The following is a 26422-nucleotide window of genomic DNA, read 5'->3' on the forward strand; positions in this document are numbered from 1 at the left end:
AGTGTCCCTGAAGCAGGTATCACCCCGTGTGACGGCCGTTACGCTGTGGCCGTCGCCAGCTGCGCAGGCCATAATCACGAGTCGCCGGAAATCGATGGCGCTCAACCCGATCCGGCTCTGGAGGATGTGCATGTCGGATATCGCTATTGTCGGCATAGGGTGCCGATTCGCAGGCGGAATCGAATCTCCCGACACCTTTTGGGAATTCGTCCTGGACAAACGTGACGGCGTGGTCGACATGCCGGCCGACCGTTGGGACTTCCGCCGCTATTACGACCCGGAACCCCGCACACCGGGCCGCAGTTACACCAAACGCGGCGCGTTCATGACCACCGATCCGTGGGAGTTCGACCCGGACTTCTTCGGCATCTCGCCGCGTGAGGCCACCGTGCTCGACCCGCAGCAGCGGTTGATGCTCGAGGTCACCTGGGAGGCGCTCGACGACGCCGGGATCGCGCGCCACGCGGCGGGCGGGCCGGTCGGGGTGTATGTGGGCGGTTTCGTGGTCGACCAGTCGGTGATCGGCGTGGTCGGCCCGGCGCTGTTCCACACCGATATGCACACCCCGGCGAGCGCGTCGTACACGATGCTGTCCAACCGGATCGCATACGCGCTCAACCTGGTCGGCCCCGCGCTCACGGTCGACACCGCGTGCTCGTCGTCGCTGGTCGCGTTCCACCTGGCCTGTCAGGCGCTGGAGAACGGTGATTGCGAGGTGGCGATGGCGGGTGGCGTCAATGTGATGCTCCAGCCGGAAACCTTCGTGCTGATGTGCAAGGGCGGCTTCCTCGCCGCCGACGGGCGCTGCAAATCCTTCGACGCCGCCGCCGACGGTTACGGCCGCGGTGAGGGCGCGGGCATGGTGGCGCTGAAGAAACTCGACGACGCGGTGCGCGACGGCGACCGGATCTACGCCGTGGTCAAGGCGACCGGCGCCAACCAGGACGGCCGCACCACCGCGATCACCGTGCCCAACGCCGATTCGCAGGAATCGCTGGCGCGTTCGGTGTGCGCCCGCGCGGGGCTGCCACCGGAGTCGATCACCTACGTCGAGGCGCACGGCACCGGAACCCTGGTCGGCGACCCGGTCGAATTGCGCGCGCTCGGCAAGGTTTTCGGTGCCTCCACCGGCCGGGCGGGATCATTGGGCGTCGGTTCGGTGAAATCGACGCTCGGACACACCGAGGCCGCCGCCGGTATCGCGAGCGTGATCAAGGCGGCGCTCGCCATCCGGCACCGCACCATCCCGCCGCAGGGCTGGATCGACAAGCCCAACCCGGACATCCCGTTCGACGAACTCGGCCTGCACGTGCAGGCCGACGCCGAGCCGATGCCCGCCGACGCCGAGCCGATGACCATCGCGGTGAACGGTTTCGGCTACGGCGGCACCAACGCGCACGCCATCCTGCGGGAGTACCGGCCGCCCACGGTCGTCGAACCGGCGTCGGCCCCGAAACACCTGGGTGTGTTGCCGATCTCGGCGCGCGGCACCGGTGCCGCCCGCGCGCTGGCGGGCCGGTTCGCCGATCTGATCAGCGCGGGCGCGGAGCCGGAGCAGCTCGCCGAAGCGGCGTGGACCCGGATGGCGCATCACCAGTACCGCACCGGCATGCTGCTCGGCGACACCCACGATCTGGTCCACGAACTGCGCGCTTTCGCCGGAGGTGAGGGCCGCGAGGCGGTGCGCACCATCGTGGCACGCACCACCGAGCCGGTCTTCGTCTTCTCCGGTATGGGACCGCAGTGGTGGGGTATGGCGCGCGAACTCCTCACCACCGAAGGCGTTTTCGCCGACACGGCGAATCTGATCGACGCCGAGTTCCGCGCGATCGCGGGCTGGTCGATCATCGAGGAGTTGCGCAAACCCGAGGAGGAGTCGCGGGTCACCAGCACCGAAGTCGCGCAACCGGCCAATTTCCTGGTGCAGGTGGCGCTGGTGCGCGAACTCGCGGAATACGGCGTCGAGCCCGCGGCCATCGTCGGTCACAGTGTCGGCGAGGTGTCGGCGGCCTACGTCAGCGGCGTGCTGTCGCTGCGCGACGCGGTGCTCGTCGCGTATCACCGGGCCAGGTTGCAGGCGAGCACCGCCGGTTCCGGTGGCATGCTCGCCGTCGGCATGTCGCCCGAACAGGCCCGCGAACTCGTCGCCGACGATCCTCGGGTGGACATCGCCGCGATCAACAGCTCGAGCTCGCTGACCCTGTCCGGTGATGTCGACCGGCTCGACGAGATCGCCGAGAAGCTCACCGAGGACGGCATTTTCGCGCGCAGACTGCGGGTCGAGGTGCCCTATCACAGCAGGCTGATGGATCCGATACTGGACGAGTTGCGCGCGGTGCTGGCGAGGCTGGAACCCCAGCCGCCGACCGTCCCGCTGTTCTCCTCGGTCACCGGCGAACAGGTGCTCGGACCGGACTGGGACGCCGAATACTGGTGCGCCAACGTCCGTGAACCGGTGCGCTTCGCCGACGCGATATCGAAACTCGTCGCCGAACGCCGGGTGTTCCTGGAGGTCGGGCCGCACCCCGTGCTGTCGGGCAATATCCGCGAGACCCTGCTCGGCGCCGACGTGAACGGCACCACGGTGCCGACGCTGGATCGCAAACAGCCCGACTCGGAGAGCATCAGGCGCACCGTCATCGGCCTGTACGGCGCGGGGGTGCTCGATCTGGACACGCTGTTCCCGGCCGATCGACCGGCTACCGCGCACGTGCCGCTGCCGCGCTACCCGTGGCAGCGGACCCGGCTGCATTCCGCGCTGCCACTGTTCGAGCAGGCCAGGCTCGGCAGTCCGGGCGGCTACGCCATGCTCGGCGATCCCGATGTCGAGGGCAGGCCGGACTGGCTGCTCCAGGTGGGCACCCAGCTGCTGCCGTGGCTGGCCGATCACGTCGTCAACGGGATCAAGATCATGCCCGGCGCGGCGTATCTGGACGCGGCGCTCAGCGCCACCGCGAAACGACTCGGCGTGGAACGCGTCGCGCTGGAACAGGTCCGCTTCGTCGCACCGTTGATCATGGGCGCACCGGATGTCCCGCTGGTCTCGCTGACCGTGGAGGAGGCCAGTGGCCGCTTCTCGATCCGGTCCCGCTCGGCCACCGGCACCGCGTGGACATTGCACGCCTCGGGCCGCACGCTGACCGGCAGTCACAAACAGACGCGGGTCGATGTGCCCGAGATCGAGGTCGGCGTCGATATCGACCCGACGATGTTCTACACCGGTCTCGCCGCGGCGGGTCTGCGGTACGGCCCGTCCTTCCAGCGGGTCCGCACCGCGCGGGTCGGCCAGGACACCGTGGTCGCCACCGTGGACGGCAGTATCGCCGTGGACTCGGGCCATCTCGCCCATCCCGCCGTGGTCGACGCCGCGATGCAGACCGCGGCGCTGCTGTTCGCCGAATCACGGGTCGACGAAGGCACTCTGGTGCCGGTCGGGGTGGCCGCCGTGCGGCTGGTCGCCCCGCTGCCCGAGCGGATCACCGTCATCGCCCGTCGCGCGCGGGGCGCCCGGCTGCGGGCCGACGTGGATCTGCTCGACGACGATCACAATCTCGTCATGCGCTTGAGCGGTCTACAGATCGGCGCGCTCACACCGGGGCAGGACCCACTGCGCCGGATGGCCGACTTCTTCTACATCGAGACCATGGAACGGCGCGACCCGCTCGATCCCACCGCACTGCCACGGGATTCGGTGAGCACGGTGGTCCTCGCGCTCGGCGGCGCCAACGGCCGCGCGGAGGCGCTGGCGGAGGCGATCCCCGGCGCCAGGCTGCACCTGGTCGGATTGCCCGGAGCGGAGCCGGCCGCCGGTCTGACCGCGACACTGGAGGCCGCGAAGGCCGACGCCGCCGACCGGTTGCACGTCGTCGTGGTCGCGGGCCGCGTCGAGGACGATATCGCCGATCTGTGGACCTTGGAGCAGGTCGCGGTCGCCATCGATGCCTTCGCGCATCCGGAGAGCGCCGATCAGGGGGCCGAGAGCGTATTCGGTGACGGCGAATGCCACGTCACCCTGGTGACCGAACACGCGTTCGCGATGCCGGAGCACCCGGCACCGACGAATTCCGGACATGCCGCGCTCGCCGGTGCGCACCGCGTGCTGCTCAACGAGCAGACCGCGCTGCGGTGGCGGCTGATCGACGTCGAATCCGGCACCGAGACAGTCGATCTCATCACCGAGCTGGCGGTGCCCGGCGCGTTCTGGACCGACAATTCCGACGAGGTCGCGCTGCGCTCGGGCACCCGGTGGACGCCGCTGGTGACCAAGCCGCTTCCGGATCGGCTCGAGGCCCTCGACACCGCCGAGCCACTGGCCGACGCGGAGGCGAATTTCGGGCTGGAGATGCCGCGCAGCCGGGTACTGTCCGCGCTCGCGTGGCGGCAGTGCCCGCGCCTCGATCCCGGCTCGGGCCAGATCGAGGTCAGGATGAAGGTCGTCGGGCTGAACTACAAGGACCCGCTCAAGGTCATCGGTCTGCTCGGCGAACGCGAACTGGCCCCGACCTATTTCGGCACCGTGCCCGGTATGGAGGGCGTCGGCGAAGTGGTACGGGTCGGCGCGGAAGTCACCGATCTCGCGGTCGGCGATCAGGTCGCCATCGCCGCCAAGGGCATGATGCAGCGCTACGTGATCGTCGACCGGGCGCGCGCCATCCCGCTGCCGCCCGACGCCGATCCCGGATACTGCACCAGCACCATCGCTTTCGGCACCGCCGAATACGCGCTACACGATCTGGCCCGGCTGCAACCGGGTGAGACGGTGCTGATCCACGGGGCCGCCGGCGGCGTGGGCACGGCCGCGATCCAGGTCGCGAAGGATCGCGGGGCGCGCATCATCGGCACCGCGAGTACCGACGAACGTCGCGCGCACGTGCTCGACCTGGGCGCCGACCACGCGATCGACTCGCGCTCGCTGAACTTCGTCGACGATGTACTGGCGCTGACCGGCGGCAAAGGCGTCGAGGTGGTGCTGAGCAGCGCGCCGGGTGAGATCCTGCGCCAGAACTTCAACGCCGTCGCCGAATTCGGGCGCATCGTCGAAGTGGGCAAGGCCGACATCTACACCGGCGGTCTGCTGGAGCTGGCCAATTTCGACAAGAACGTCGCGTACTTCTCGATGGATCTCGATCGCCTGGTCGCGGTGGACGCGCAACGGTTGATCACACTCCTGCGCCGGGTCTACGAGAAGGTGCTCGCGGGCACCTACCAGCCACTGCCCTACCGGCTGTTCGACACCGACGACGTCGCGAGCGCGTTCGAGGAGACCATTCGCTCGACCGGCCTGAGCCGGATCGCGTTGCGGATGGACTCGCCGCAGCCGTCGGTGCGTCCCTACCTGGCCGAGGTCGAGATCGATGCGGCCGGAACGTATCTGGTCACCGGCGGATTCGGCGGTTTCGGTATGGCGATCGGTCGCTGGCTGGCGCTGCGCGGAGCGCGGCGGCTGGTGCTGATCGGCCGGGGTGGCGCGAATACCGAGGAGGCGCGGCGGCAACTGGAGGTGTGGCGCGCCGCCGATATCGAGGTGATCGTGGAACGGGCCGACGTTACCGATCCGGCGGCGATCGCCGCGATCGTCGGACGGGCGCACACCGCCGAACATCCCCTGCGCGGGGTGTTCCACGCGGCCGGTTCGGTCGCCGACAATCGCCTGTCCGCGATGACCTTCGAGGAACTCGACGTCGTGTACCGGCCCAAGGTGCACGGGGCAAGGGTGCTGCACCGGGCGGTCGCCGACGCCGGGATCGCGCTGGACATGTTCGTGCTCTGCTCCTCCGGCGGTTCCATGTACGGCATCTACGGCCAGTACAACTACTGCGCGGCCAATGTCGCGGTGGAGACCATGGCCCAGCAATGGGCCGCGGCGGGCGAGCGAGCACTGTGCGTGGGCTGGGGGCATCTGTCCGGCGCCACCGGCGGTATGGCCGCCGACCGGACGGCGGTGAAGTACCTCGATCTGGTCGGCTTCGACCCGATCGACATGGCCGACGCCACCGCCTACCTGGAACAGACACTGCGGCTCGGTGTTTCGCGCGCGGGCGTCATTCCCACCGACTGGGCCAAACTCACCGGCACCTTCCCGCAGCTGACCCGCACCGGCCGCACGATCGCGCTCGCGCGGGTCTCGGCGAAGGACACCTCGGAACTGGCCGGATTGCGCGCCGAGGTGGCCGCGATCGAGGAGGGCAAACGGGGGGCCTTCGTGGCCCGCAAGATGGCCGAGGAACTCGCCGTGGTCATGGGGGTTCCGGTCGAATCCATCGATATGACGGTCCCCGTCCCCGAATTGGGCCTGGACTCGTTGATGGCGGTGGAACTCGGCGCCCGGGTCACCAAAACCCTGGGCATCGACCTGATGTCGTTGCAGATGGGCCGGTCGTTCAGCCTGGAACAGGCGGGCCCGAAGGTGGCGGAGCTGATCCTCGCCGCGGAATCCGCGAACGGGCGGTCCCTGCCGGACCCGGCCGCCCCGATCGCCGACGACGCGCGCGACGGCGCGCCCGAACCGGTTCCGGTGGGAGCGACATCGTGACCGGCCGTCATCGAAACGAGGTTGCACCATGGTCGATTTCGGTCTGATCGACGAATGGGAACCGGCCCCCGGCCGGTTGACCAGTTGGGTGGCGTCACCGGAATCGGTGGCGCGCGCCCGGCTGGCGCCGGTCCACCCGGCCCCGCCTTCGCATCAGCAGGAGCAGTACCTGCGTCTGGCGAGCCGCCACGCGGCGGCGGAATTCCGATACTCGGGCCTGTGCCTGGTCACCGCCGAGATCCCGACCGGTGACCTGAACCGGGACGCGATGACCCGCGCGGTCAACGCGTTCCTTCTGCGGCACGACACCTTTCGCACCTGGTTCCGCACCGGAGCGGAGGGTGCCATCGAACGGCACCTGGTGCCCGAAGCCGACGTGGAATTCGTGCCGGTCGACTGCGGGCGGGTGGACGATCCGCGCACCGTCCGCGATCACGTGCAGAAGACGACGCCCGGCCCGTTCGACTGGGACTGTTTCACCTTCGGGACGATCGAGCGCGAGGATTCGACCACGGTCTACCTCGCGGTCGATCACCTGCACACCGACGGGTTCGGACAGTACCTGTCCGGCTTCGATCTCGCCGTGCTCTACACCCGCGAGATCTGGCCGGACGCACCCGACATGCTGTCCCCCGCGGCCAGCTATCTCGACTACTGCACCGTCGAGCGGACCTATACCGAGCAGATGTCGCTCACCTCGCCCGGCGTACGCAAGTGGCTGGAACTGCTCCGAGGCAACGAGGGCCGACTCCCGTCGTTCCCCCTGGATCTGGGCAGGCGCACCGACGTCTACAACCGCAGCGCGCACCGCACGGTGACGCTGTTCGACGAGCAGACCGCGTCGAATTTCGAGCGGCGCTGCCGTGCGAACGGCGCGGAGTTCGTCGGCGGCATCTTCGCGGCGGCTGCCCTGACCGAACAGGAACTCCTCGACAGCGACTACTACTTCGGCATGACACCGGTCAGTACCCGGGCCACCGCCGCCGAGCGCGCCTCGGTCGGCTGGTACGTGACGCTGCTGCCGGTGGCGTTCCCGCTCGGGTCCACCCCCTCCTTCGATCGGGTCGTCACCCTCGCGCAGCACTCCTACGAGAACGGGCTGCGGCTCGCGCCCACCTCGTTCCAGCGCGTCGTCGAATTGCTGCCCGCCGATTCCGATCTGGACCTGAGACCCGGCTGGTCCTGCCCGATGATCTCCTACGTGGACGCGCGAGAAATGCTCGGCAACGAGTTCTTCGACATGGCCTCGTGCGGGCTCTACGCCAATCGCGCGGCGTCGGAACAGGTTCTGATCTGGATCAACCGATTGGCGACCGAGACCACGCTGAGCGTCATCTACCCGGACACCCCGGTGGCGCACCGATCCGTCGAACGATACGTCGAGCGGCTACGCCGGGTGTTCCACGCGGCGGCACGGGAGCAGGGCCGATGAGAATTCCTCGCGGAGGACCACATGATGATCCCCGGCAGGGCAGGGAACAGCGATGATCGACAGCGTCTTTCGTGACCCCGGGATTCCCGACGGAGAGAAATGCGTCTACACCGTCGGCGTCTCGGACCGGTCACCGACGATCGACCTGGTCAGCGTGACCGGCCGCGACAGCGAAGGCTACCGTTCGATCATCCGGGCCGGTTCGGCCGACGGTGACTTCACGATCATGGTGGAGCAGCGATTCCAGCGGGCGGGCGACCGTCTCCTTGCCGCCGACTATCGCGCCGAAACCCGGTCCGGCACCGAGACAGTCAGCCGCGAGGAAGCGAATTTCCTCGGGACCAGTCATCTACAGATCGGTGACGGGGTCGCGCCCTTCCCCACCGATCTCATGCCGCTCGCGGGCGGCCTGACCCTGCTGCGTGGACTGGAGTTCATCGAAGGCGGCGAAGTGGACATCCCCCTGTGGCTCGCCTTCTCGATACACATCCCGCTGAACGCGAAGGTCGAACACCGCACCGTGGTCGACGTACCGGCAGGCACCTTCGACAGCTGGCAGCTCCGGCTGCGCCCCCGGCTGGCCGGTCTGAACTCCATCCTCGAGAAGATGCTCAGCGGTTTCCTTCCCCCGGCCGTAGTGCACATCGAGGCGGCCCCACCGCATCGGATGGTGCGATTCGAATTCCCGACCGGTCCGATGCCGTGGGACCCCCGCGGACTCATGGAGCTGGTGACCTGAGGACGCCTACCCTGCCCGTCACAACCCGTCGCCGCGCAGCAGCAGGACGCCGCTGGGTGTGAGGCCACCACTGCTCACGACCCCGACACGTGCTCCGGCGATCCGACGAGCACCCGCCTGGCCGCGAAGCTGGCTCACGGCCTCGTGGACGAGACCCATCCCCTTCGTTCGACCGTGGGACAGTTGACCGCCGTGCGTGTTCACCGGGAGCACGCCGTCCCTGGCGATCGCGCGCCCGCCATCATTTCTCATCGATCGTCACGGCCTTTCGCGCCCACACCGAGGCACGTCCGAGGGCCTGCCGAAACCCCTCGTCGGAGCGTGGGTGTCGTCTGCGGACCCTATTCCCACACCCACGTTCGACGTGTAACCTCCTCGAACATGACCTAATATTCGTTCCGTGAACGGTAGCGATCGGCTACAACTGCGTCAAGGCGTTGGTCACCTGCCATCCGCTCTATCGCCCGCCCGCCCGGACACCGATCGGTCGCCCGCCACCGGTTCGGGTCCAGCCCGTCACCGATCGGACCACCGTCGCAGCCGATACACCGGATAGGTTGTCGCACTGTTCATTTCACCCGTGGCAACGGACGCCGTCACCACTGACCGACGATGCGGCGCGTCTTCGGCGATCACGCGGGATCCGGCGAGTACACGCGAGGCCCCGGGTCGGCACGCCGAGCGAACTCCGTGCCGGGGAATCCATCCGGCGACACCGAGACAACCGAGACAGAAACGCGAAGGAGCCGACATGACGCGAAATTCCGCGAAACCACCCGGTCCCGCCCCGTCCGATCAGCCATCGATGAGCGCCGCCGAGGAACTCGCGATACACCGACACGGCCCGGTCTCGGTCATCGAACTCCATCGGCCCGACGCCAGGAACGCGTTGACGACGTCCATGCCGCGCGACATCGGCGCAGCGGCCGAGACCGATCCCGAGATCCAGGTGTTGGTGCTCACCGGGGCCGGAGATCAGGCCTTCTGCGCGGGCATGGATCTGCGATCGTTCACCGACGGTACGCGATTCGATACCGCAAGCGAGGAAGGCGCCGCCTACCAACGCCCGGTCCGCGGCGAACTCTCCGTGCCGGTCGTCGCGGCCAACGGCACCGCGGTCGGTGGCGGCCTCGAACTCTTGCTCGGCGCCGATCTCATCGTCGCGTCCGCCACGGCGAAATTCGGCTTTCCCGAGGCCAAACGCGGACTCTTTCCCGCTTCCGGTGGAACTTTCATAAGCACCCGTTTGCCACTCGGCATCGCGTTGGAGATGCCCCTGACCGGGAATCCGATCACCGCGCAGCGCGGGTACGAGGTGGGACTGATCAATTCCGTCGTGCCACCGCGGGACGTGCTCTCCACGGCACTGTCGCTGGCACGACAGGTCGCGGACAACGCCCCGCTGGCATTGACGGCGTGCAAGGAGTTGGTCCGGCTCGCGGTGACCGATGCCGCCGAGGCCACCGAGCGCCTCGGCTACTGGCAGAAAGCCGTATTCCACAGCGAAGACGCGCGCGCGGGCGCGCGGGCATTCATCGAGAAACGCAAGCCGGTGTGGCAGGGCCGCTGACCGTCCATCAGGAAGTGGAACAACCATGAGATCCATTCATATTTCGGTCACCTTGCTGGCAGCCTCGTTGCTGCTTTTCGTCGGCTGTGGTCGCGACGTAGCGGGCACCGAAGACCCTCCGGCGGGTAAGTCTTCCGGCGCGTCGGTACCCAGCGAATTCGGTGACCTTCCGGACGGTACCCGATCGCGGTCAGCGCCTCCTCGAGTTTCGGCAGCTGCGCGGGCTCGCCGTTGAAGACCAGACCGCGAACCTGCTTCTTGGATCGACGCCACCAACAACAATTACACGCAATCCTTCCTGAAGAATCTGGGCCGTTCTCTCGAATTCCAGAACAACGTGGTGGATCTGGGTGGCGTCGCGCCCTTCGAGAAATCGAGTACGGTCCCGGCGCTGCGTCAGATCGAGGCGATGCTCGCCGAGTACGCGCCCGGCGCGGAGATGACCTTCCCGCAATTACGCGCGATATCGTCCTGGCTGTTGTTCGCCGAATCGGCGACCCGTTGCGGCGACGAATTGACCCGGCGCTGCGTCTACGAAGCCGCGCGGGCGGAGACATCCTGGACGGCGGGCGGACTGCACGCACCGGTGGATCTGGGAAACCGCGAGGTTCCCATCTCCTGTTTCAATATCGAACGCGCGACTCCCGACGGATGGGTTCCCGCCGACTTCGGCCCGGACAAAGGGCTCTACCGGTGCAACGTCGAACGCTACCGATTCACCAAGGATTACGGCGCGCCCCTGACACTGGCCGATGTCGGAAAGTCGATGACGGATTTCGAGTAGGAAGTGACCGCAGCACCCGGCCCGGCGTCGCAGCCGGGCCGGGTGTGATCGCGTGTGATCGGCCGCGTCGCCTTCCCACCGACGGCGCTACTTTCCGGTCCGCGAATCCGCGCGGTGACCGGCCTCGATCGGTACCCCCTCGCGTGCCCACTCCGCCGCCGCCAGCTCTAGTGGGTCGATTTCGAAGTTGTTGGGCAGTACTCGATCTGGTTGAATCGGCTGGTGCGAGCTGCCCCGCTGGTGTTGCGTGATGGTGACCGAGAGATCCTGCAAGCCTGGATCCGGTCGACGACGATGAAGTCCGGACTCGTCCTACGAGCCCGGATCATCACTCTGGCCGCCGATGGTGTGGCCCATGCCGAGATCGCTCGCCGGTTCGATATCTCGCGCCAGACCGTGATCAACTGGCGATCCCGCTACCAGACCCATGGGATCGACGGGTTGCACGACGAGCACCGGTCAGGACGGCCACGGACTCTGGACCGGGACAAACTGATCACCACCACGTTGACCCCACCTCCGCGCAAATACGGTGTCACGCACTGGAGTTCGCGTCTTCTGGCCGACCATCTGGGTATCGCGCACGGGACCGTGTCGAAGGTGTGGAGCGAGTACGGGGTCCAACCGTGGCGAGCCGAGACGTTCAAGTTCTCCACCGATCCAGAACTCGCCGGCAAGGTCACCGACATCGTCGGGCTCTACATGAACCCGCCAGAGAACGCGATCGTGCTCTGCGTCGACGAGAAATCCCAGATCCAAGCCCTGGACCGGACTGCGCCGACGTTGCCGATGCAGATCGGGATCCCGCAACGGCAAACCCACGACTACGTCCGCAACGGCACCACGACCCTGTTCGCGGCGCTGGAGATCGCTACAGGCAAGGTCACCGGGGTGTGTAAACCCAGGCACCGCCACCAGGAGTTTCTTGCTTTCCTGCGTCACGTGGCCCACGCCTATCCGGCCGGTGAGCTGCACCTGGTGATGGACAACTACGCCGCCCACAAGAAGGCTGAGGTCCGGGCCTGGCTCGCCGAGAACCCGCGTATCCGAGTGCATTTCACCCCGACCTCGGCGTCGTGGATGAACCTGGTCGAAGTCTGGTTCGGCATCATCGAACGCCAAGCCATCCACCGCGGGACCTTCCGCAACGTCCGCGAGCTGACTACCAAGATCCGCGAGTTCATCAACGGCTGGAACCCGCGAGCGAAGCCCTTCGTCTGGACCAAGACCGCCGAGCAGATCCTGGCGAAGGCTGACCGCCGAAGAACTTCAAATACGGCCCACTAGCTGCTCGGATTCCGGGGGCTACCCTCACCGTCGAGCATGGCGGCGGCGATGCCCAAGCAGACTCCGGTCACCGCGACGACCTCTCCATCGAGGACGTCACCGCCCAGGGCACGGCGGGGGGCGACATGCCGGACGAGGTGTTCGACTATCTGCCGGGAGATGACGGCGGAATAGCGGAGCAACGCCGAGGCGGGGTTCCCGGAGATCATGAGGTCCCGGTCCGACCGAGTCATCAGCATCCATCCACGCTCATGGGTCGCCCGAGGTTCTCCGACGACACGACGCGACGGACGTCGACGAATCGACTCCCCCGCCGCGCGCGTTCACGTCGCACCCCGTGATCTCATCGATTCGGGAATCGCGATCTCGGCATTGTCCGGCATCGCGGAGCGGGCAACTCCGCGGCGTGCGTTCGTGTGCCGAAGGGCCGATCGGAACAGCGGTCCGATGATGCCCTCGGCGTGGTCGGGATTCGCGATACGCGCGTGTGCGGCGCTTCCGAACACGCGGCGGAGCTCGTCGTCGGCTGTCCGCGCGCCGACCGTCAGGCACACGGCACCGATCCCCTCCCGGCGTGCTTCGGCGAGCGCGCGCCTCGAGTCGGCTGTGCCGTAGGCGCGCTCGTACCCGTGGTCGTAGGCCAAGCCATCGGACAGGACGACCAGGAGCCGCCGAGGCGTGCCGCCGCCGGTGCGCAGGATCGAAGTGCCGTGCCGAATCGCCGCGCCCAGTCTCGAGTAGGAACCGGGAGTCAATCCGCTCAGTCGTCGCATCGTCGTGGTGTCGAGCCCCTCGTCGAATCTCTTGACGGGCAGTAGCTGCACCGCCGCGCGCCCCTGCGACCGAAAGGCGTACAGCGCCACCCGATCACCGAGTTCGTGTAGTGCGACAGCCAGTTCCCCGGCCACGGTGCGTTGCTGCTCGTGAATCGTCTGTCCGTTCGATCCCGCTTCCGCGACCGAACCGGATATGTCGAGCAACAGCAACACCGCGAGATCTCGACGGCGCCGCAGACTGTCGAGATAGACCGACTCGTCGGGTGTCGACCCCGCGATCACCTCGACGCGGGCCGCGACGACCGCGTCCAGGTCCAGGTCGTCACCCCGCGGCTGTCGGTGATACCGGCCGAGTCCGAGTCCGAGCCGGGACAGCGGGCGTCGTAGCTGCCCGCCGTTCGATCGGAACACCGACTCCGCTGATTCGGTTGTCGCCGCGACCTCTCGCACGGTGCACCACGCCGGACGATAGCGGCCCCGATGCACATCCCATTCCGGATAGCTGACGCCCGCGGCCACGTCATCGTGACTCGGATCCGAACTGTCGGCGGTCGCGGCCGACAGGACGGTGCCGCCGCCCGTGATGCCGCCCCGCATTCGGTGGGTGGCCGAATCGGCTCCGGGTTGCCCGTTGCCACCGGCGCGACGGGCGACCCCGAACATCCGCTGGAACAGGCGCCCGAGCGCACCGCCACCACCGATCGGGCTCGTGAACCCGTCCGTCTCGTCGCCGTCAGCGGATTCATCGGGGATGTCCACCAATTCCGGCGGCGACTTTCGCCGGGGAGCGTGCGCGGCCGCGGTCCCGGAACGCCGGTCGCTCTCGACGGCGACGACCAATTCGTGTGGCCGGATCACCCCGAAACACTCCGGCGGATCGCGCGGCGATTCACGCCCGGCAGCGGCCGACAGCGATGCCTCCGGTGAATCGACCGACCGCGCCAATCCTCGATCTGCCATTTCGATGATCGATGGCGGCAACAGCACCTCGTTGCCGAGCAGAGCACGATGCCCTTCGATCGCGAGATACCGGGCCGCCGATTTCGGGCGCCGACCGAGTTTGCGCACGACAGCGGGGTCCAGACTTCCGCAGGCGAGCAACGACGCCTGAACCGACAGTGCTTCGAGGTCACGACGGGGGTCTGCGGCCCCGTCGAGAAACAGCGTGACGCCATCGGTCCAGGCGGGTTCCCCCGGCGCCAGCCGTGCCACCCGCAGCGTGCGGCCCGCGATCGCGGAGGCGAGCATCTCGAGCCGGCTCGGGTCGTTGGTGGAGACGTCGTATTCCATGACGTCGGCGGCTAGTGGGTCGATTTTCGAAGTTGTTGGGCAGTACTCGATCTGGTTGAATCGGCTGGTGCGAGCTGCCCCGCTGGTGTTGCGTGATGGTGACCGAGAGATCCTGCAAGCCTGGATCCGGTCGACGACGATGAAGTCCGGACTCGTCCTACGAGCCCGGATCATCACTCTGGCCGCCGATGGTGTGGCCCATGCCGAGATCGCTCGCCGGTTCGATATCTCGCGCCAGACCGTGATCAACTGGCGATCCCGCTACCAGACCCATGGGATCGACGGGTTGCACGACGAGCACCGGTCAGGACGGCCACGGACTCTGGACCGGGACAAACTGATCACCACCACGTTGACCCCACCTCCGCGCAAATACGGTGTCACGCACTGGAGTTCGCGTCTTCTGGCCGACCATCTGGGTATCGCGCACGGGACCGTGTCGAAGGTGTGGAGCGAGTACGGGGTCCAACCGTGGCGAGCCGAGACGTTCAAGTTCTCCACCGATCCAGAACTCGCCGGCAAGGTCACCGACATCGTCGGGCTCTACATGAACCCGCCAGAGAACGCGATCGTGCTCTGCGTCGACGAGAAATCCCAGATCCAAGCCCTGGACCGGACTGCGCCGACGTTGCCGATGCAGATCGGGATCCCGCAACGGCAAACCCACGACTACGTCCGCAACGGCACCACGACCCTGTTCGCGGCGCTGGAGATCGCTACAGGCAAGGTCACCGGGGTGTGTAAACCCAGGCACCGCCACCAGGAGTTTCTTGCTTTCCTGCGTCACGTGGCCCGCGCCTATCCGGCCGGTGAGCTGCACCTGGTGATGGACAACTACGCCGCCCACAAGAAGGCTGAGGTCCGGGCCTGGCTCGCCGAGAACCCGCGTATCCGAGTGCATTTCACCCCGACCTCGGCGTCGTGGATGAACCTGGTCGAAGTCTGGTTCGGCATCATCGAACGCCAAGCCATCCACCGCGGGACCTTCCGCAACGTCCGCGAGCTGACTACCAAGATCCGCGAGTTCATCAACGGCTGGAACCCGCGAGCGAAGCCCTTCGTCTGGACCAAGACCGCCGAGCAGATCCTGGCGAAGGCTGACCGCCGAAGAACTTCAAATACGGCCCACTAGGACGCGGAATCGAATTCGATGTGCAACTCCGACAATCCGCGCATCACGAAGGTGGGTTCGTACTGGTAGGTGCGATTCTCCGCTACGCCGTGCCGGGTCTCGTCGATTCGGATGTTCGCCATCCGGTCGAGAATGCGATTCATCGAGATCCGTCCCTCGGTCCGCGCCAGCGGGGCACCGGGGCAGGTGTGCGCGCCTCGTCCGAATGCCACATGTTCGCGGACGTTGCGCCGATCGACCTGGAAGTCGTTCGGATTCGGGAACTTCCGCGGATCGCGGTTGCTCGCACCGGGCAGCAACATGATCGTGGCCCCCGCGGAGATCGGGCAGTCGCCGACCGATGTCGTCGTCCGGGCCAGCCGGAAGTGGCTCTTGACCGGGCTCTCCAACCGCAGTGTTTCCTCGAGGAACGAGGGAATCAATTTTCGGTCGGTCCGTATCCGCGTCTGGAGGTCCGATTGTTCGGCGAGATTACGAATCCCCGCGCTCAGAAGCTTTGTCGTCGTCTCCTGTCCCGCGGCGAAAAGAAATGTCGCGAGTTTCACGACTTCGTCGACCTCCGGTTTCGACCCGTCCGGGTACTGCGCCAGCGCCAACTGGGTGAGTACATCCGACCGGGGTGTCTCACGCCGAGTGGTGATGTAGTCGGTGAATTTCTGCTCGAGCCATTCCAACGGGTTGAATGCCAGTTCCCCGTCCAGCCGACCGGCGATCTGATCCGACAGCGCGCGGCGGAATTCCTCGTGATCCTCGCTCGGCACGCCGAGCAGGTCCGCGATGACGAGAGTCGAGAACGGCTTGGCGTAACCGGACATGAACTCGACACGACCCGCCGCGAGGAACGAGTCGAGTTGCCGGTCGGCGAGCGCGAGCATGAAATCTTCGTTCTCTCGCAACCGTTTCGGCGTCAGCAGGCTGCTCAACAGCGCACGGGTCCGCCAATGCTGGTCGGCGTCCATCGTGACCACATGCTCCGCCATCGGGATGGAACCTCGATGCTGCTCGAGCAGGTCACTGATGTCGTCGCCCTCGGGTGTGAAGGGCAGCGGCGCGAATGGGCCGACAACGGCATTGGCCGAGGACATGGCCGGGTCGCGGTATACCGCGAGCGCTTCCTGGTGCCCCGTGATCGCGATGACGCCGGCCGGGCCGTCCGGAAGTACCGGACACCGATCGCGCAGATAGTCGAAGTAGGGATAGGGATCGGGGATCAAGCTCTGGTCGGTGAAATAGTCGACCGACTCGAATTCGGGCACGAATCCTCCTCAGCAATAGCGTGTTTCGATTCGGATCAGGCGATCTCGACAGCGGCGCTGTCGCGAGTGTCCATGATCTCGGCGAGGTTCTCGGCGATGTCTTCGGCCGTCAGCGGCGTCTTGTAGATACCCTGCGAGGCCACGATCGCGATGCGCGCCACACCTCCCAGCCCGGCTCGTAACACCTCGCCGTTGAGTTCGCAGATCTCGTGGGCGAGAAAGGCGGCCGCGGGCGCGACCATGTCCGGTGGCATCGCCGCGTTGATCTGGTCCATCATCTCGGGAGTCAGCCCGCGGGAATCGGCGATCTTCGCCGCCTGGGCGTCCGACATACGGGTGAACGCCCGCGGCGCGACCGCGTTGACCCGTATCCCGGAACCGGCCGCCTCGGTCGCCAGACTGCGCGTGAGCCCCCATACCGCGCCCTTGGCGGCGCCGTAACTGGTCATCTCGGGGATATTGCCGAGCATCGCCTCGGACACGGTATTCACGACCCGGCCGTATCCGGCCCGACGAAGTTGCGGCCACGCGGCCCGGGTGACGAACAGGCTGCCGAAATAGTGGACATCGACCATCGCGCGGAACTGCGCCACCGTCAGCGCTTCGAAATCGTCGGGATCCGAGATCCCCGCGTTGTTGACGACGATGTCGACCCGACCGAACGCGTCGATCGCGGTGTCGACGACCGACCGCGCCCCTTCCTCGTCCGCCACGGAAGCGAAACACGCGACCGCCTGTCCGCCCGCGGCTCGGATCTCCGCGACGACGGCCGCCGCGGGTTCGCTCGACGAACCCGAACCATTCAGTCGGACACCGTAATCGGCTACGACGACGTGGGCGCCCCTGGCCGCGAGGAGCAGCGCGTGGCTCCTGCCGACACCCCTTCCCGCTCCGGTGACGATCGCGACCCGCCCGTCGAAACGCAGTTCCTCGGTCACGGCCGCACCCCCGGATCGGCATCGAACAGCACCGGCAGCGAGGTCGGTGACCGGAACACCTGTCCGCGGATGTGCGGATCTTTGCCGTCGGGGTCGAGCCGCAGATTCGGCAACCGGTCGAGCAGTAGATTGATCGCGACGCGCATTTCCAGCCGTGCCAGATGCATGCCGAGGCATACGTGGGTTCCGTAGCCCCAGCCGACATTGGGACGCGCCGGCCGGAAGATATCGAAAGTATCGGGATCCTCGTAGCGATCTTCCTGTCGGTTGGCCGCTCCCAACATCGGCATGACCGAGGAACCTTCGGGTATCGCGACGCCACCGAGTTCGGTGTCCTTGGTCGCGATACGCGTGATCGTGAGCAGCGGCGGCTCCCATCGCACCGCTTCCTCGATCGCCTGCGGAATCAGCGACCGGTCGGCGCGAACGGCCTCGAGCTGTTCGGGATTGCTGAACAAGCCGAACAACAGGTTTCCCAGGGCTCGGTAGGTGGTTTCGACGCCGGCCGGCAACAACAGTCGCAGGAAGGAGAAGATCTCGTCGTCGCTCAGATGCTCGCCATCGATCTCGGCGACAGCGAGTCTGCTGATCAGATCATCCTGGGGTTCCACGCGCCTGGCCGCGAGAATCGGGGCGAAGTACTCCTCGAGGGCGAGGGATGCGGCTTTGCCCCGCTCGGGATTGATGGTGAAACTCAGCAGCGAGATCGACCACCGCTGGAACTGCGGATAGTCCTTGCGGGGCAGGCCGAGCAGTCCGGCGATGATCTGGGTCGGATACGGGAAAGTGAAGTCGGTGACCAGATCGGCGCTGCCCTTGCTCGCGAACCGATCGATCAATTCGTTGCCGACCCCACCGACGAGGGAGTCCTCCCATTTCGCGAGCGCCTTCTGCGCGAAGGCCCGTGACACCAGCGCCCGATGGCGTCCGTGTTCGGGTTCGTCCATACCGAGCATCACGTGACGACCGAGGACGTCGCCGAAGGCCTGGATGATGATCGCCGAGGAGAACGTCCGATTATCGCGCAGCATCCGCTGAACGTCTTCGAACCGGTAGGCGATGAAGAAGGGTTTGGTGTCGTCCCCCGGCATCGTGGACAACTCGATGCGCTGAACCGGCTCCTCGCGGCGCAGGCGCGCCAACTCGGTGTAGGGGTCGCGAACATCTCCGGACACCACGTCGTCGAAGGACCCGAAATCCTCCAGATCGTCGAACAACTGCATGGGAACTCCTTTTACGAGGCCGGGTAGGCGACGGATTTGATCTCGGTGTACTGGTCAAATCCGGCCGTGCCGTTCTGACGACCGATACCGCTGGCCTTGTATCCGCCGAAGGGGACGTCGGCGCTGTATCCGGCCGCGCCGTTGAGACCGATGAATCCGGCCCGCAGACGGCGGCCCAGTGACAACGCGCGATCGAGCGAACCGGCCATGACGTTGCCCGCCAGGCCGTAGCGACTGTCGTTGGCGATACGGACCGCGTCGTCGTCATCGTCGTAGGGGATCACCGACAGGACGGGACCGAAGATCTCCTCCTGGGCGATCGTCATCGAATTGTCGACGTCGACGAACAGGGTGGGCTTGACCCAGAATCCACGGTCGAATCCGCGTGGCTGTTCCTTGCCTCCGGAGAGCAGGGTGGCTCCTTCATCGATGCCCTGCTGGATGTATCCGAGTACCCGGTCGCGCTGCCGGGCCGAGATGACCGGACCGCACAGCGTCGACGGATCCTGCGGGTCGCCCGGGGCGATGTTGTCGTACATCGCCTTCAACAACGCGACTCCCTCGTCGTATCGGGAGCGCGGCAGCAACATCCGCGTGGGGTTGGCGCAGCCCTGGCCCGCGTGCATGCACGGCGCGATCCCGATGGCGCACGCGAAGTTCAGATCCGCGTCGTCGCAGACGATCGTGGCCGACTTGCCTCCGAGTTCGAGGAACAGCCGCTTCATCGTCGCGGCGCCTCTTTCCATGATCCGGCGCCCGACCGCGGTGGAACCGGTGAACGAGATCAGGTCGACCTCGGGCGAGAGGGTGAGCTCCTCACCGACCAGGTGGTCCGACGCTGTCACGACATTGACCACACCGGCCGGAATATCGGTCTGCTCGGCGATCAGACGCCCGAGCCTGGTGGCAGTGAACGGGGTGTCGGGGGCGGGCTTGAGGACGACCGTATTGCCGGTGGCCAGGGCCTGTCCCAGTTTGTGGACGGTGATCTCGAAGGGAAAGTTCCACGGGGTGAGCGCGCCGACGACACCCACGGGTTCGCGCAGCACTTTTCGTGTCGTCCGCACGCCGGTCAGCGGCACGAACGCGTCACCGAGATCGGTCTCCCACGCGTAGGTATCGATGAGTTTCGCCGGATAAATGAATCCCTCGGCGAGTGGTGCGTCGAGCTGCGGGCCGTAGGTGATCGCTCGAGGACAACCGGCCTCCAGGATCAGTTCCTCGCGCAACTGTTGCTTCTCGGCCACCACCGCGTCGTGCAGTTGCAGCAGGCACCGTTGCCGAAATGCGTGATCCTGTGACCACCGGGTGTCATCGAAGGCGTTGCGGGCCGCACCGATCGCACGGCGCATATCGGCCACGGAGCCATCGCTCACTTCCCCGATGACTTCCTCGGTCGCCGGGTTGATATTCGCGAAGGTCCCGGCACCGCCCTCCACCAGTCTGCCGTCGATCAGCATCCTCGACTCCGACCGGGATGTCGTTGTGTCAGTCATGGTTCGGGTTCTCCTGGCCGCGATCGCTGTCCCGCACCGGCGATTTCGAGGCTTCCTCGAGGGCCGCGGCGGAATCGACGGGGGGTGGGGTCGGTGGACGAATCTTCATGAGGAACAAGCCGATCCGCTGCATCGTCGGTGCCGAAAGCACCTTCGCCAGCAAGATCGAGGTGCGTGCTGTCGGACCGAGCCGCGGCGTCGGCGGGCGCATGCTCTTGTACCCGGGCAACCCCATCGCGACCCGGACGATCTGATGCATCGCCTTCGTCGGCAGGAACCGGTTCGACGCGAGCAGTGCCGTGGCGTCGAACCCGACCGACCGGCGGGTATACGGCGCTTTCCCGTCGAGCGCGCGGCCCAGCCGTACCGCGAACTTCTCGGGAGGACTGGCGATTCTCATCGCCGCGCGGCCGCGCTTGTCGATGGTTCGGTGGTGCTGCCCGTACGGGCCCTCGAAGTCGCGGAAGCTCGTTGTTCCGTCGTCGGTGATGATCTCGGTATCGAAGACACCGGTGACGAGGACGGTGACCCCCAGTCCGTACGGCGCTACCTCGCCCGCGAGCGACTCTCCCCAGCGCTCCAGTGCGCCCTTGGCGGCGGAATAGGCCGCGATCACCGGCATGCCTCGAACGCCGCCCGCGCTCGAGATCAGGACGATGCGCCCGCGCCCGGCCTCGCGCATCCCGGGAAGCAGATCCTTGGTCAACGCGACCGGACCGAACAGGTGTGTCGCGAACATCGTCTGCCACAGCTCCATCGGCGTTTCCTCGACCGCTCCCGCGGCGGCGATACCCGCGTTGTGCACCACCGCGTCCGGCACGCCGACCAGCTCTCCGATCGCGAGGGCGGCCGCGGCGACCGAGTCCGGGTCGCACAGGTCCAACCGCACCCCGAGTAGGCGGGGGTCGTCCTCGGCGGCACCGGTGGCCTCGCGCAGCGCGGCCATTCCCTTGTCCATCGACCGCACCGCGGCGACCACGCGCCAGCCGCGGTGATACAGATATTTCGCCGACGCGAGTCCGAGCCCGCGCGAGGCGCCCGTGATGACGACACTTCGTGACTCGCTCATTCGGGCACCCCGCATCGTCCGCCGTCGGCCGGCGCCTCGACGTCGGGCCTGCCGTCGGGTTGTGCGCTCATCCACTCCGACCAGATCCCGACCGAATACGGCCCCTCGGCGCCGTTCTGCTCGTAGAAACCCTGGGGGTCATACACTTTGGCTTCCGGATACGGCCACGGGCAGGCCACCGACGTGGCGGCGCGAGTCCACTTGATGACCGCGAACCATCCGCCGTAGACGAAATAAGACACGTTCATGGTCACGAACATCACGATCACCATGCCGACGAAGGGCCGACCGGCGAATATCTTGGCCCGTTGCGCGAGTTTCTCCGCCACGGTCCGTCCGGTGTCGTCTCGGAAGATCAGCACCCCCGCGGGGATCATCACGAAGGTCACCGACAGCGACTCCCACAGCAGTGGGAACTGGAAGGCAGAACCCGCGAACAGGGATCCGAACGGGATCACCTGCGAGTAGATGTACATGCCGGTGCGGACCAGCGAGACCTCCAGGATCATGTCGAACACGAACCCGATGGGCAAGATCACTAGGGCGAGGCTGATCAGCGGATGTCTCCAGACGAAAGCGTCCGGAGAACGGTTGGCCTGCAACTTGCGCAGAATCCTGATCGCCGGGAAATAGGGGCCCAGGTAGAACATCACGTAGCCGATGACGACGAACGGCTCGACCGTCGGCGACAGCGACACCAGCGGCCAATCCTCGGGCCAATGCCACAGTTCCGGGTTGTAGACGGCGAAGGGAGCCCAGTTCATGATCGGGTCCTGCCAGACGATCATGGTCGTCATGAAACCCATGATCAGGACGGGATCACGCGGATTGCGGCGGAACATGCGTACCCATATCGCGATCACCAGCAGTACCGCGACCAGCGTCCCGATATGGATCACGGCGATCCAGTGATCGAACCCGAACAGCGGCTCCACCGGCCAGGGCGCCCCGGTCACCTCGGGATTTCGGATGCGGTCCGACACCGCGCCGCGGCGCGCGTTCGCCGCGACCAGCCCGACCAGCCCGACCACGAGGATCGCCAGCGCGAGCAGGCCCCACCCCAGGTAGTTCTTCTTCGCCGCGGCGACGCCGGCGGCCCGCCTGCCCGGGGGTTCCTGCGAGACGGTCTCGCCCACGGTCATGACCGGTCCTCTCCGAAGCGATCGACGAGGTGCGAGTTGACCCCGTCGGTGTCGAGCCGACGGGCGACGAGGTAACCCGCCCCCATCCAGGCCCGCCTGGTCCACTTGCCCAGCGACACCCGGGTGCCGGGCGCACCGGAGGCGGCGGGCAGCATCTTGACTCGTTCGAGCGCCTCTTTGACTCCGCGCGGGCTCAGCGGCCGCGCGTCGATGAAGGCGCGCAGAAGAGTCTGCGCGACATCGTGATTGACCATCGGCAGGACATACTGCGGCCGACGCCCGTAGCGCTTCTCGAAGCGATCGAGGTACGCCTGGCCGACGGTATTGGACTCGTCGTATTGATCGACCCCGATCCAGCCGGTGAACGCCTTCCACATCACCGGATTGACCCAGGCATTCTGGAAAGCCGTGCTGGTGTACCTGGGCGGATCCCAGCCGAGCTCCTGGAGCGCGGGGTTGATGAATACGATGCCGAATCCGAAGCCGCAGTGGATGATGGCCTCGGGCTCGGCCTTGTGCAGAACCCGCACGGCCTCGCCGATGTCCTGCGCGGTCTGCGCGATCGAAGCCTCGGCCACGACCCGGATACCTTTCGCGGCAGCCGCCCGATGAAAGTTCTGTTGGTAACTGCGGCCGATCAGCGATTGTTCGACCAGGAGTCCGACCGTCGAATAGCCCTGTTTCGCCAGTAGATCCGCCCAGAAGATGGGCTCGTCGGTCATGGATCCCTGTGGGAACGCGAAGGTCCACTCCCCCAGCCAGTCGTCGGTTCCGGTGACCGAGATCGCGGGCACTCGGAACCGCTGCTCGACGGCTTCCTTCACCGCGACGCAGTTGTCGGTGATGTTGGGCCCGAAAACCGCGAGGCAGCCCTCGTCCACGAGTTCGGCGAATCCGTCGATCACCGCCTTGACCGAGCCCTTCGGCAATCCTTCGACTTCTTTGTAGACGATATGGACCGGCCGGTCGATCTCGCCCGCCGCGAGGGCCTCGTCGAAGACCAATTCGAACGGGAGCGTGAAGTCGTCCAGCATCTCCTGCGGGTAACTCTCGGGCAGCCGAAAGTCCATGAGATAGCCAATTTTGATCGGTTGTGCTGCGCTTTCGTAGGACATGGCGCCTTCCGATGATTCTCACTCGCGGCATCGAGCACGCGAGCCGACCTAAGATTTGTTCAGACTGTAGCGACAGGTCTCCTGACCCGTCAATCACCTTTCAGGCGAGGAATTCCGGGAGATAGGTATCGACCATCTCGACCAGCCCCCGCGACACCACCGGGTCGTCGGTCAACGGGCCCGCGATGGCCGCGCGCGCGGCCACCCGCGGCGGCAGACCATCCGCCGTCAATCGCGCTGCCGCGATCAGCACCCGGGTGGAGGCGACCTCGCGCAGGCCACCGGTCTCCAGCCGCCGTATCGCCTGCGCCAGCCTGACCAGATCCGCGGCGTACGCTGCCGAGAGCCCCGCTTCCGCCACGACGATGCCCTCTTCCACATGCGCTGCCGGATAGCCGAATTCGATCGCGACCATGCGCTGGCGGGTCGAGTCCTTCAGATCTTTCAAGACGCTCTGATAGCCCGGGTTGTAGGACACGACGAGACCGAAACCCGGGGCCGCGTCCACCGTGACACCGAGGCGCTCGATCGGCAGCTGACGACGATGATCGGCGAGCGGATGCAGGACTACCGTCGTGTCCTGACGAGCCTCGACCACCTCGTCCAGGTAGCAGATCGCGCCTTCGCGAACGGCCCGGGTCAGCGGACCGTCGACCCATTCGGTCTCGCCGCCGCGAAGCAGGTATCGCCCCACCAGGTCGGCGGTCGTCAGATCGTCGTGACAGGACACCGTGATCAGCGGCCGGTCCAGATCATGCGCCATGGCCTCGACGAAGCGGGTCTTGCCGCATCCCGTCGGCCCCTTGAGCACGATGGACAGCCCCTGCCGGTAGGCCGCCTCGAAGACGGCGACCTCCGTCGAGACCGGCACGTAGAACGGTCGACTCCGTCTTCCCTGCTCGATCATCGTGCTCATCGTCGAGTCACCTCGTGGTCGAACATGTCCGCCCGCTTCCGCGCCGATTGACCAAATTTCTGTTCCAACGTAAGGTCGGGCGGGACATCAAGTCAATCTCCGGACACGAATCATGTGAAGTTCTCACACCCGCACGGGATTCGAACTGCCGCACGCGAAGGAGCGCGCCTCATGGACATGAACGATTTCATCCTGGTCTCGGTGGACGATCACCTCGTCGAACCGCCGGACATGTTCGAGCATCACATCCCCGCCAAATACAAGGACGACGTCCCGAAGCTGATTCAACGCGCCGACGGAACCGAAGCGTGGGTCTTCGAAGGGCAGGTAGCCACCAATGTCGGACTGAACGCCGTCGCCGGACGGCCCCCCGACGAGTACGGCGCCGAGCCGACCAAGCTCAGTGAGATACGCGAGGGCTGCTACGACATCCACGAGCGAATCCGCGACATGAACGCCAACGGGGTGCTCGCCGCGATGAACTTCCCGTCCTATCCGCAATTCTGTGGCCAGTATTTCGCTCGTGCGAAGGACAAGGAGCTCGGCCTCGCGGTGCTGCGCGCCTACAACGACTGGCATATCGACGAATGGGCGGGCACCTACCCGGGACGAATGATTCCCATCTCGCTCCCGCCGATCTGGGATCCACAGTTGATGGCAGAGGAAGTCCGGCGGGTCGCGAGGAAGGGTTGCCACTCCGTCACCTTTTCCGAGAATCCCGCGAGACTCGACTACCCCTCGTTGCACGATCCGCACTGGGATCCGTTCTGGCAGGCATGTAGCGATACCGCCACCGTCGTCTGCCTGCATATCGGTTCGTCGTCACAGGTCGTGATCACGTCGCTGGACGCTCCCGTCGACACGATGATCACGTTGCAGCCGATGAGTATCGTGCAGGCCGCGGCCGATCTGGTGTGGTCACCGGTGTTACGGAAATTCCCCGACCTCACCTTCGCCCTCAGCGAGGGCGGGATCGGATGGATTCCGTACTTCCTCGAACGAATCGACCGCGTCTACACCATGCACCGCGCGTGGACGCACCAGGATTTCAAAGGCAAACTGCCCAGTGAGGTCTTTCTCGAACGTATCGTCACCTGTTTCATCGCTGACGGTTTCGGTATCGAGAGCCGGGATAAACTCAACCTCGACATGGTCACCTGGGAATGCGATTATCCGCACTCGGACTCGACATGGCCATTGGCCCCGGAGGGGCTGGCCGACCATTTCCGGGGAGTATCCGATCACGATATCGATCGGATAACCCACCAGAACGCGTTGCGTCTCTTCTCCTTCGACCCGTTCCGACACATTTCCGAGGACCAGGCGAACGTCGGCGCGCTACGCGCCCTCGCGAAGGACGTGGACCTCGGCTTCCGCTCGTCGGAACGGCTGCGTAAGACCGGAACCGATACCGTCACGGTGCTCGACCTCGCTGCCAAGTTGCCGACCTCGTCGTAATCTCGAATCGTGCCGCCGAGTCGGCACGGTTTCGATCGCCTCTCGTCCGTGCTCGGATACCGGAAAACAAATTTATGTCTCGGGACGGTATTGTCGAATGATCACACGAGACGACGGGAGAGCAATGTCCGGCGGTGACCAGGGCGACTCGGTTTCGAGTCGGCCCCGACCATGACCTCACGCACGCCCGCGCCGAGTCGTGCGCGCCTCCCTCTTCCCGTCGACAGGCCGTGCCGGGGCGAGTCGCCTCGGCACCCATCGGCGAGA

The 26422-nt window shown here is 66.2% G+C and carries 18 protein-coding genes and 1 pseudogene; 8 read left to right on the plus strand and 11 right to left on the minus strand.

Features of this window, described 5'->3' with window-relative positions; translation table 11 throughout:
* Positions 1 to 130 precede the first annotated feature (130 nt).
* Genes OG225_RS16390 through OG225_RS16400 form a run of 3 tightly spaced genes read left to right on the plus strand, consistent with a single transcriptional unit; the run spans position 131 to position 8703 of the window.
* Positions 131 to 6532 (plus strand): type I polyketide synthase, encoded by a 6402-nt coding sequence (locus tag OG225_RS16390; RefSeq protein WP_405182447.1) that lies wholly within the window; start codon positions 131 to 133, stop codon positions 6530 to 6532.
* A 28-nt stretch (positions 6533 to 6560) separates the two neighbouring features.
* A complete protein-coding gene (locus OG225_RS16395; protein WP_405182448.1) occupies positions 6561 to 7964 on the plus strand; it encodes a condensation domain-containing protein in 1404 nt (467 codons plus the stop codon).
* A 52-nt stretch (positions 7965 to 8016) separates the two neighbouring features.
* Positions 8017 to 8703: a hypothetical protein gene (locus OG225_RS16400; protein ID WP_405182449.1), complete on the plus strand. Its 687-nt coding sequence runs from the start codon at positions 8017 to 8019 to the stop codon at positions 8701 to 8703.
* An 18-nt stretch (positions 8704 to 8721) separates the two neighbouring features.
* Here OG225_RS16400 and OG225_RS16405 read toward each other — a convergent pair.
* Positions 8722 to 8946, minus strand: a pseudogene (locus tag OG225_RS16405) (thiolase C-terminal domain-containing protein); the annotation flags it as partial.
* A 508-nt stretch (positions 8947 to 9454) separates the two neighbouring features.
* Between OG225_RS16405 and OG225_RS16410 the strand changes: the two are divergent.
* From OG225_RS16410 to OG225_RS16420, 3 genes are all read left to right on the plus strand, one after another.
* Entirely contained in the window at positions 9455 to 10273 is an 819-nt protein-coding gene (locus OG225_RS16410; protein ID WP_405182450.1) for an enoyl-CoA hydratase/isomerase family protein, read from the plus strand.
* 340 nt (positions 10274 to 10613) lie between these two features.
* A complete protein-coding gene (locus tag OG225_RS16415; protein WP_405182451.1) occupies positions 10614 to 11057 on the plus strand; it encodes a hypothetical protein in 444 nt (147 codons plus the stop codon).
* A gap of 222 nt (positions 11058 to 11279) precedes the next feature.
* On the plus strand, positions 11280 to 12344 hold the full coding sequence (locus OG225_RS16420) for an IS630 family transposase (RefSeq protein WP_405182452.1): 1065 nt from the start codon (positions 11280 to 11282) through the stop codon (positions 12342 to 12344).
* Here the strand turns inward: OG225_RS16420 and OG225_RS16425 are convergent.
* Both OG225_RS16425 and OG225_RS16430 read right to left on the minus strand, forming a co-directional pair.
* Complete coding sequence (locus tag OG225_RS16425) at positions 12341 to 12583, minus strand: hypothetical protein (protein WP_405182453.1); 243 nt, start codon at positions 12581 to 12583, stop codon at positions 12341 to 12343. The two genes, OG225_RS16420 and OG225_RS16425, sit on opposite strands and share 4 nt — an antisense overlap.
* Before the next feature lie 84 nt (positions 12584 to 12667).
* On the minus strand, positions 12668 to 14410 hold the full coding sequence (locus tag OG225_RS16430; protein ID WP_405182454.1) for a nitric oxide reductase activation protein NorD: 1743 nt from the start codon (positions 14408 to 14410) through the stop codon (positions 12668 to 12670).
* 67 nt (positions 14411 to 14477) lie between these two features.
* Between OG225_RS16430 and OG225_RS16435 the strand changes: the two genes are divergently transcribed.
* Positions 14478 to 15542 carry an IS630 family transposase gene (locus tag OG225_RS16435; RefSeq protein WP_405180616.1) on the plus strand — a complete coding sequence of 355 codons (1065 nt, stop codon included), beginning with the start codon at positions 14478 to 14480 and terminating at the stop codon, positions 15540 to 15542.
* Here OG225_RS16435 and OG225_RS16440 read toward each other — a convergent pair.
* The 8 genes from OG225_RS16440 to OG225_RS16475 all read right to left on the minus strand — a co-directional run bounded on the left by OG225_RS16440 (position 15539) and on the right by OG225_RS16475 (position 24697).
* Positions 15539 to 16798, minus strand: coding sequence for a cytochrome P450 (locus OG225_RS16440; RefSeq protein ID WP_405182455.1), 1260 nt, complete (start codon positions 16796 to 16798; stop codon positions 15539 to 15541). The two genes, OG225_RS16435 and OG225_RS16440, sit on opposite strands and share 4 nt — an antisense overlap.
* Positions 16799 to 16833: 35 nt before the next feature.
* Positions 16834 to 17736, minus strand: a complete 903-nt coding sequence (locus OG225_RS16445; protein WP_405182456.1) for an SDR family NAD(P)-dependent oxidoreductase — start codon at positions 17734 to 17736, stop codon at positions 16834 to 16836.
* The gene (locus tag OG225_RS16450; RefSeq protein WP_405182457.1) at positions 17733 to 18959 is read right to left on the minus strand and encodes a cytochrome P450; all 1227 of its coding nucleotides are present in this window, start codon (positions 18957 to 18959) and stop codon (positions 17733 to 17735) included. The genes OG225_RS16445 and OG225_RS16450 overlap by 4 nt, the downstream gene beginning before the upstream one ends.
* Before the next feature lie 11 nt (positions 18960 to 18970).
* Positions 18971 to 20455 (minus strand): aldehyde dehydrogenase family protein, encoded by a 1485-nt coding sequence (locus OG225_RS16455; protein WP_405182458.1) that lies wholly within the window; start codon positions 20453 to 20455, stop codon positions 18971 to 18973.
* The gene (locus OG225_RS16460; RefSeq protein WP_405182459.1) at positions 20448 to 21524 is read right to left on the minus strand and encodes an SDR family oxidoreductase; all 1077 of its coding nucleotides are present in this window, start codon (positions 21522 to 21524) and stop codon (positions 20448 to 20450) included. The genes OG225_RS16455 and OG225_RS16460 overlap by 8 nt, the downstream gene beginning before the upstream one ends.
* Positions 21521 to 22666: a spirocyclase AveC family protein gene (locus OG225_RS16465; protein WP_405182460.1), complete on the minus strand. Its 1146-nt coding sequence runs from the start codon at positions 22664 to 22666 to the stop codon at positions 21521 to 21523. The genes OG225_RS16460 and OG225_RS16465 overlap by 4 nt, the downstream gene beginning before the upstream one ends.
* Positions 22663 to 23781 carry an ABC transporter substrate-binding protein gene (locus tag OG225_RS16470; protein ID WP_405182461.1) on the minus strand — a complete coding sequence of 373 codons (1119 nt, stop codon included), beginning with the start codon at positions 23779 to 23781 and terminating at the stop codon, positions 22663 to 22665. The genes OG225_RS16465 and OG225_RS16470 overlap by 4 nt, the downstream gene beginning before the upstream one ends.
* Positions 23782 to 23881: 100 nt before the next feature.
* Positions 23882 to 24697, minus strand: coding sequence for a CbbQ/NirQ/NorQ/GpvN family protein (locus OG225_RS16475; protein WP_405182462.1), 816 nt, complete (start codon positions 24695 to 24697; stop codon positions 23882 to 23884).
* Between the two features lie 171 nt (positions 24698 to 24868).
* Between OG225_RS16475 and OG225_RS16480 the strand changes: the two genes are divergently transcribed.
* Positions 24869 to 26155, plus strand: a complete 1287-nt coding sequence (locus OG225_RS16480) for an amidohydrolase family protein (protein WP_405182463.1) — start codon at positions 24869 to 24871, stop codon at positions 26153 to 26155.
* Positions 26156 to 26422 lie beyond the last annotated feature (267 nt).

Source organism: Nocardia sp. NBC_01377 (assembly GCF_045040005.1).
GTDB classification, from domain to species: domain Bacteria; phylum Actinomycetota; class Actinomycetes; order Mycobacteriales; family Mycobacteriaceae; genus Nocardia; species Nocardia noduli.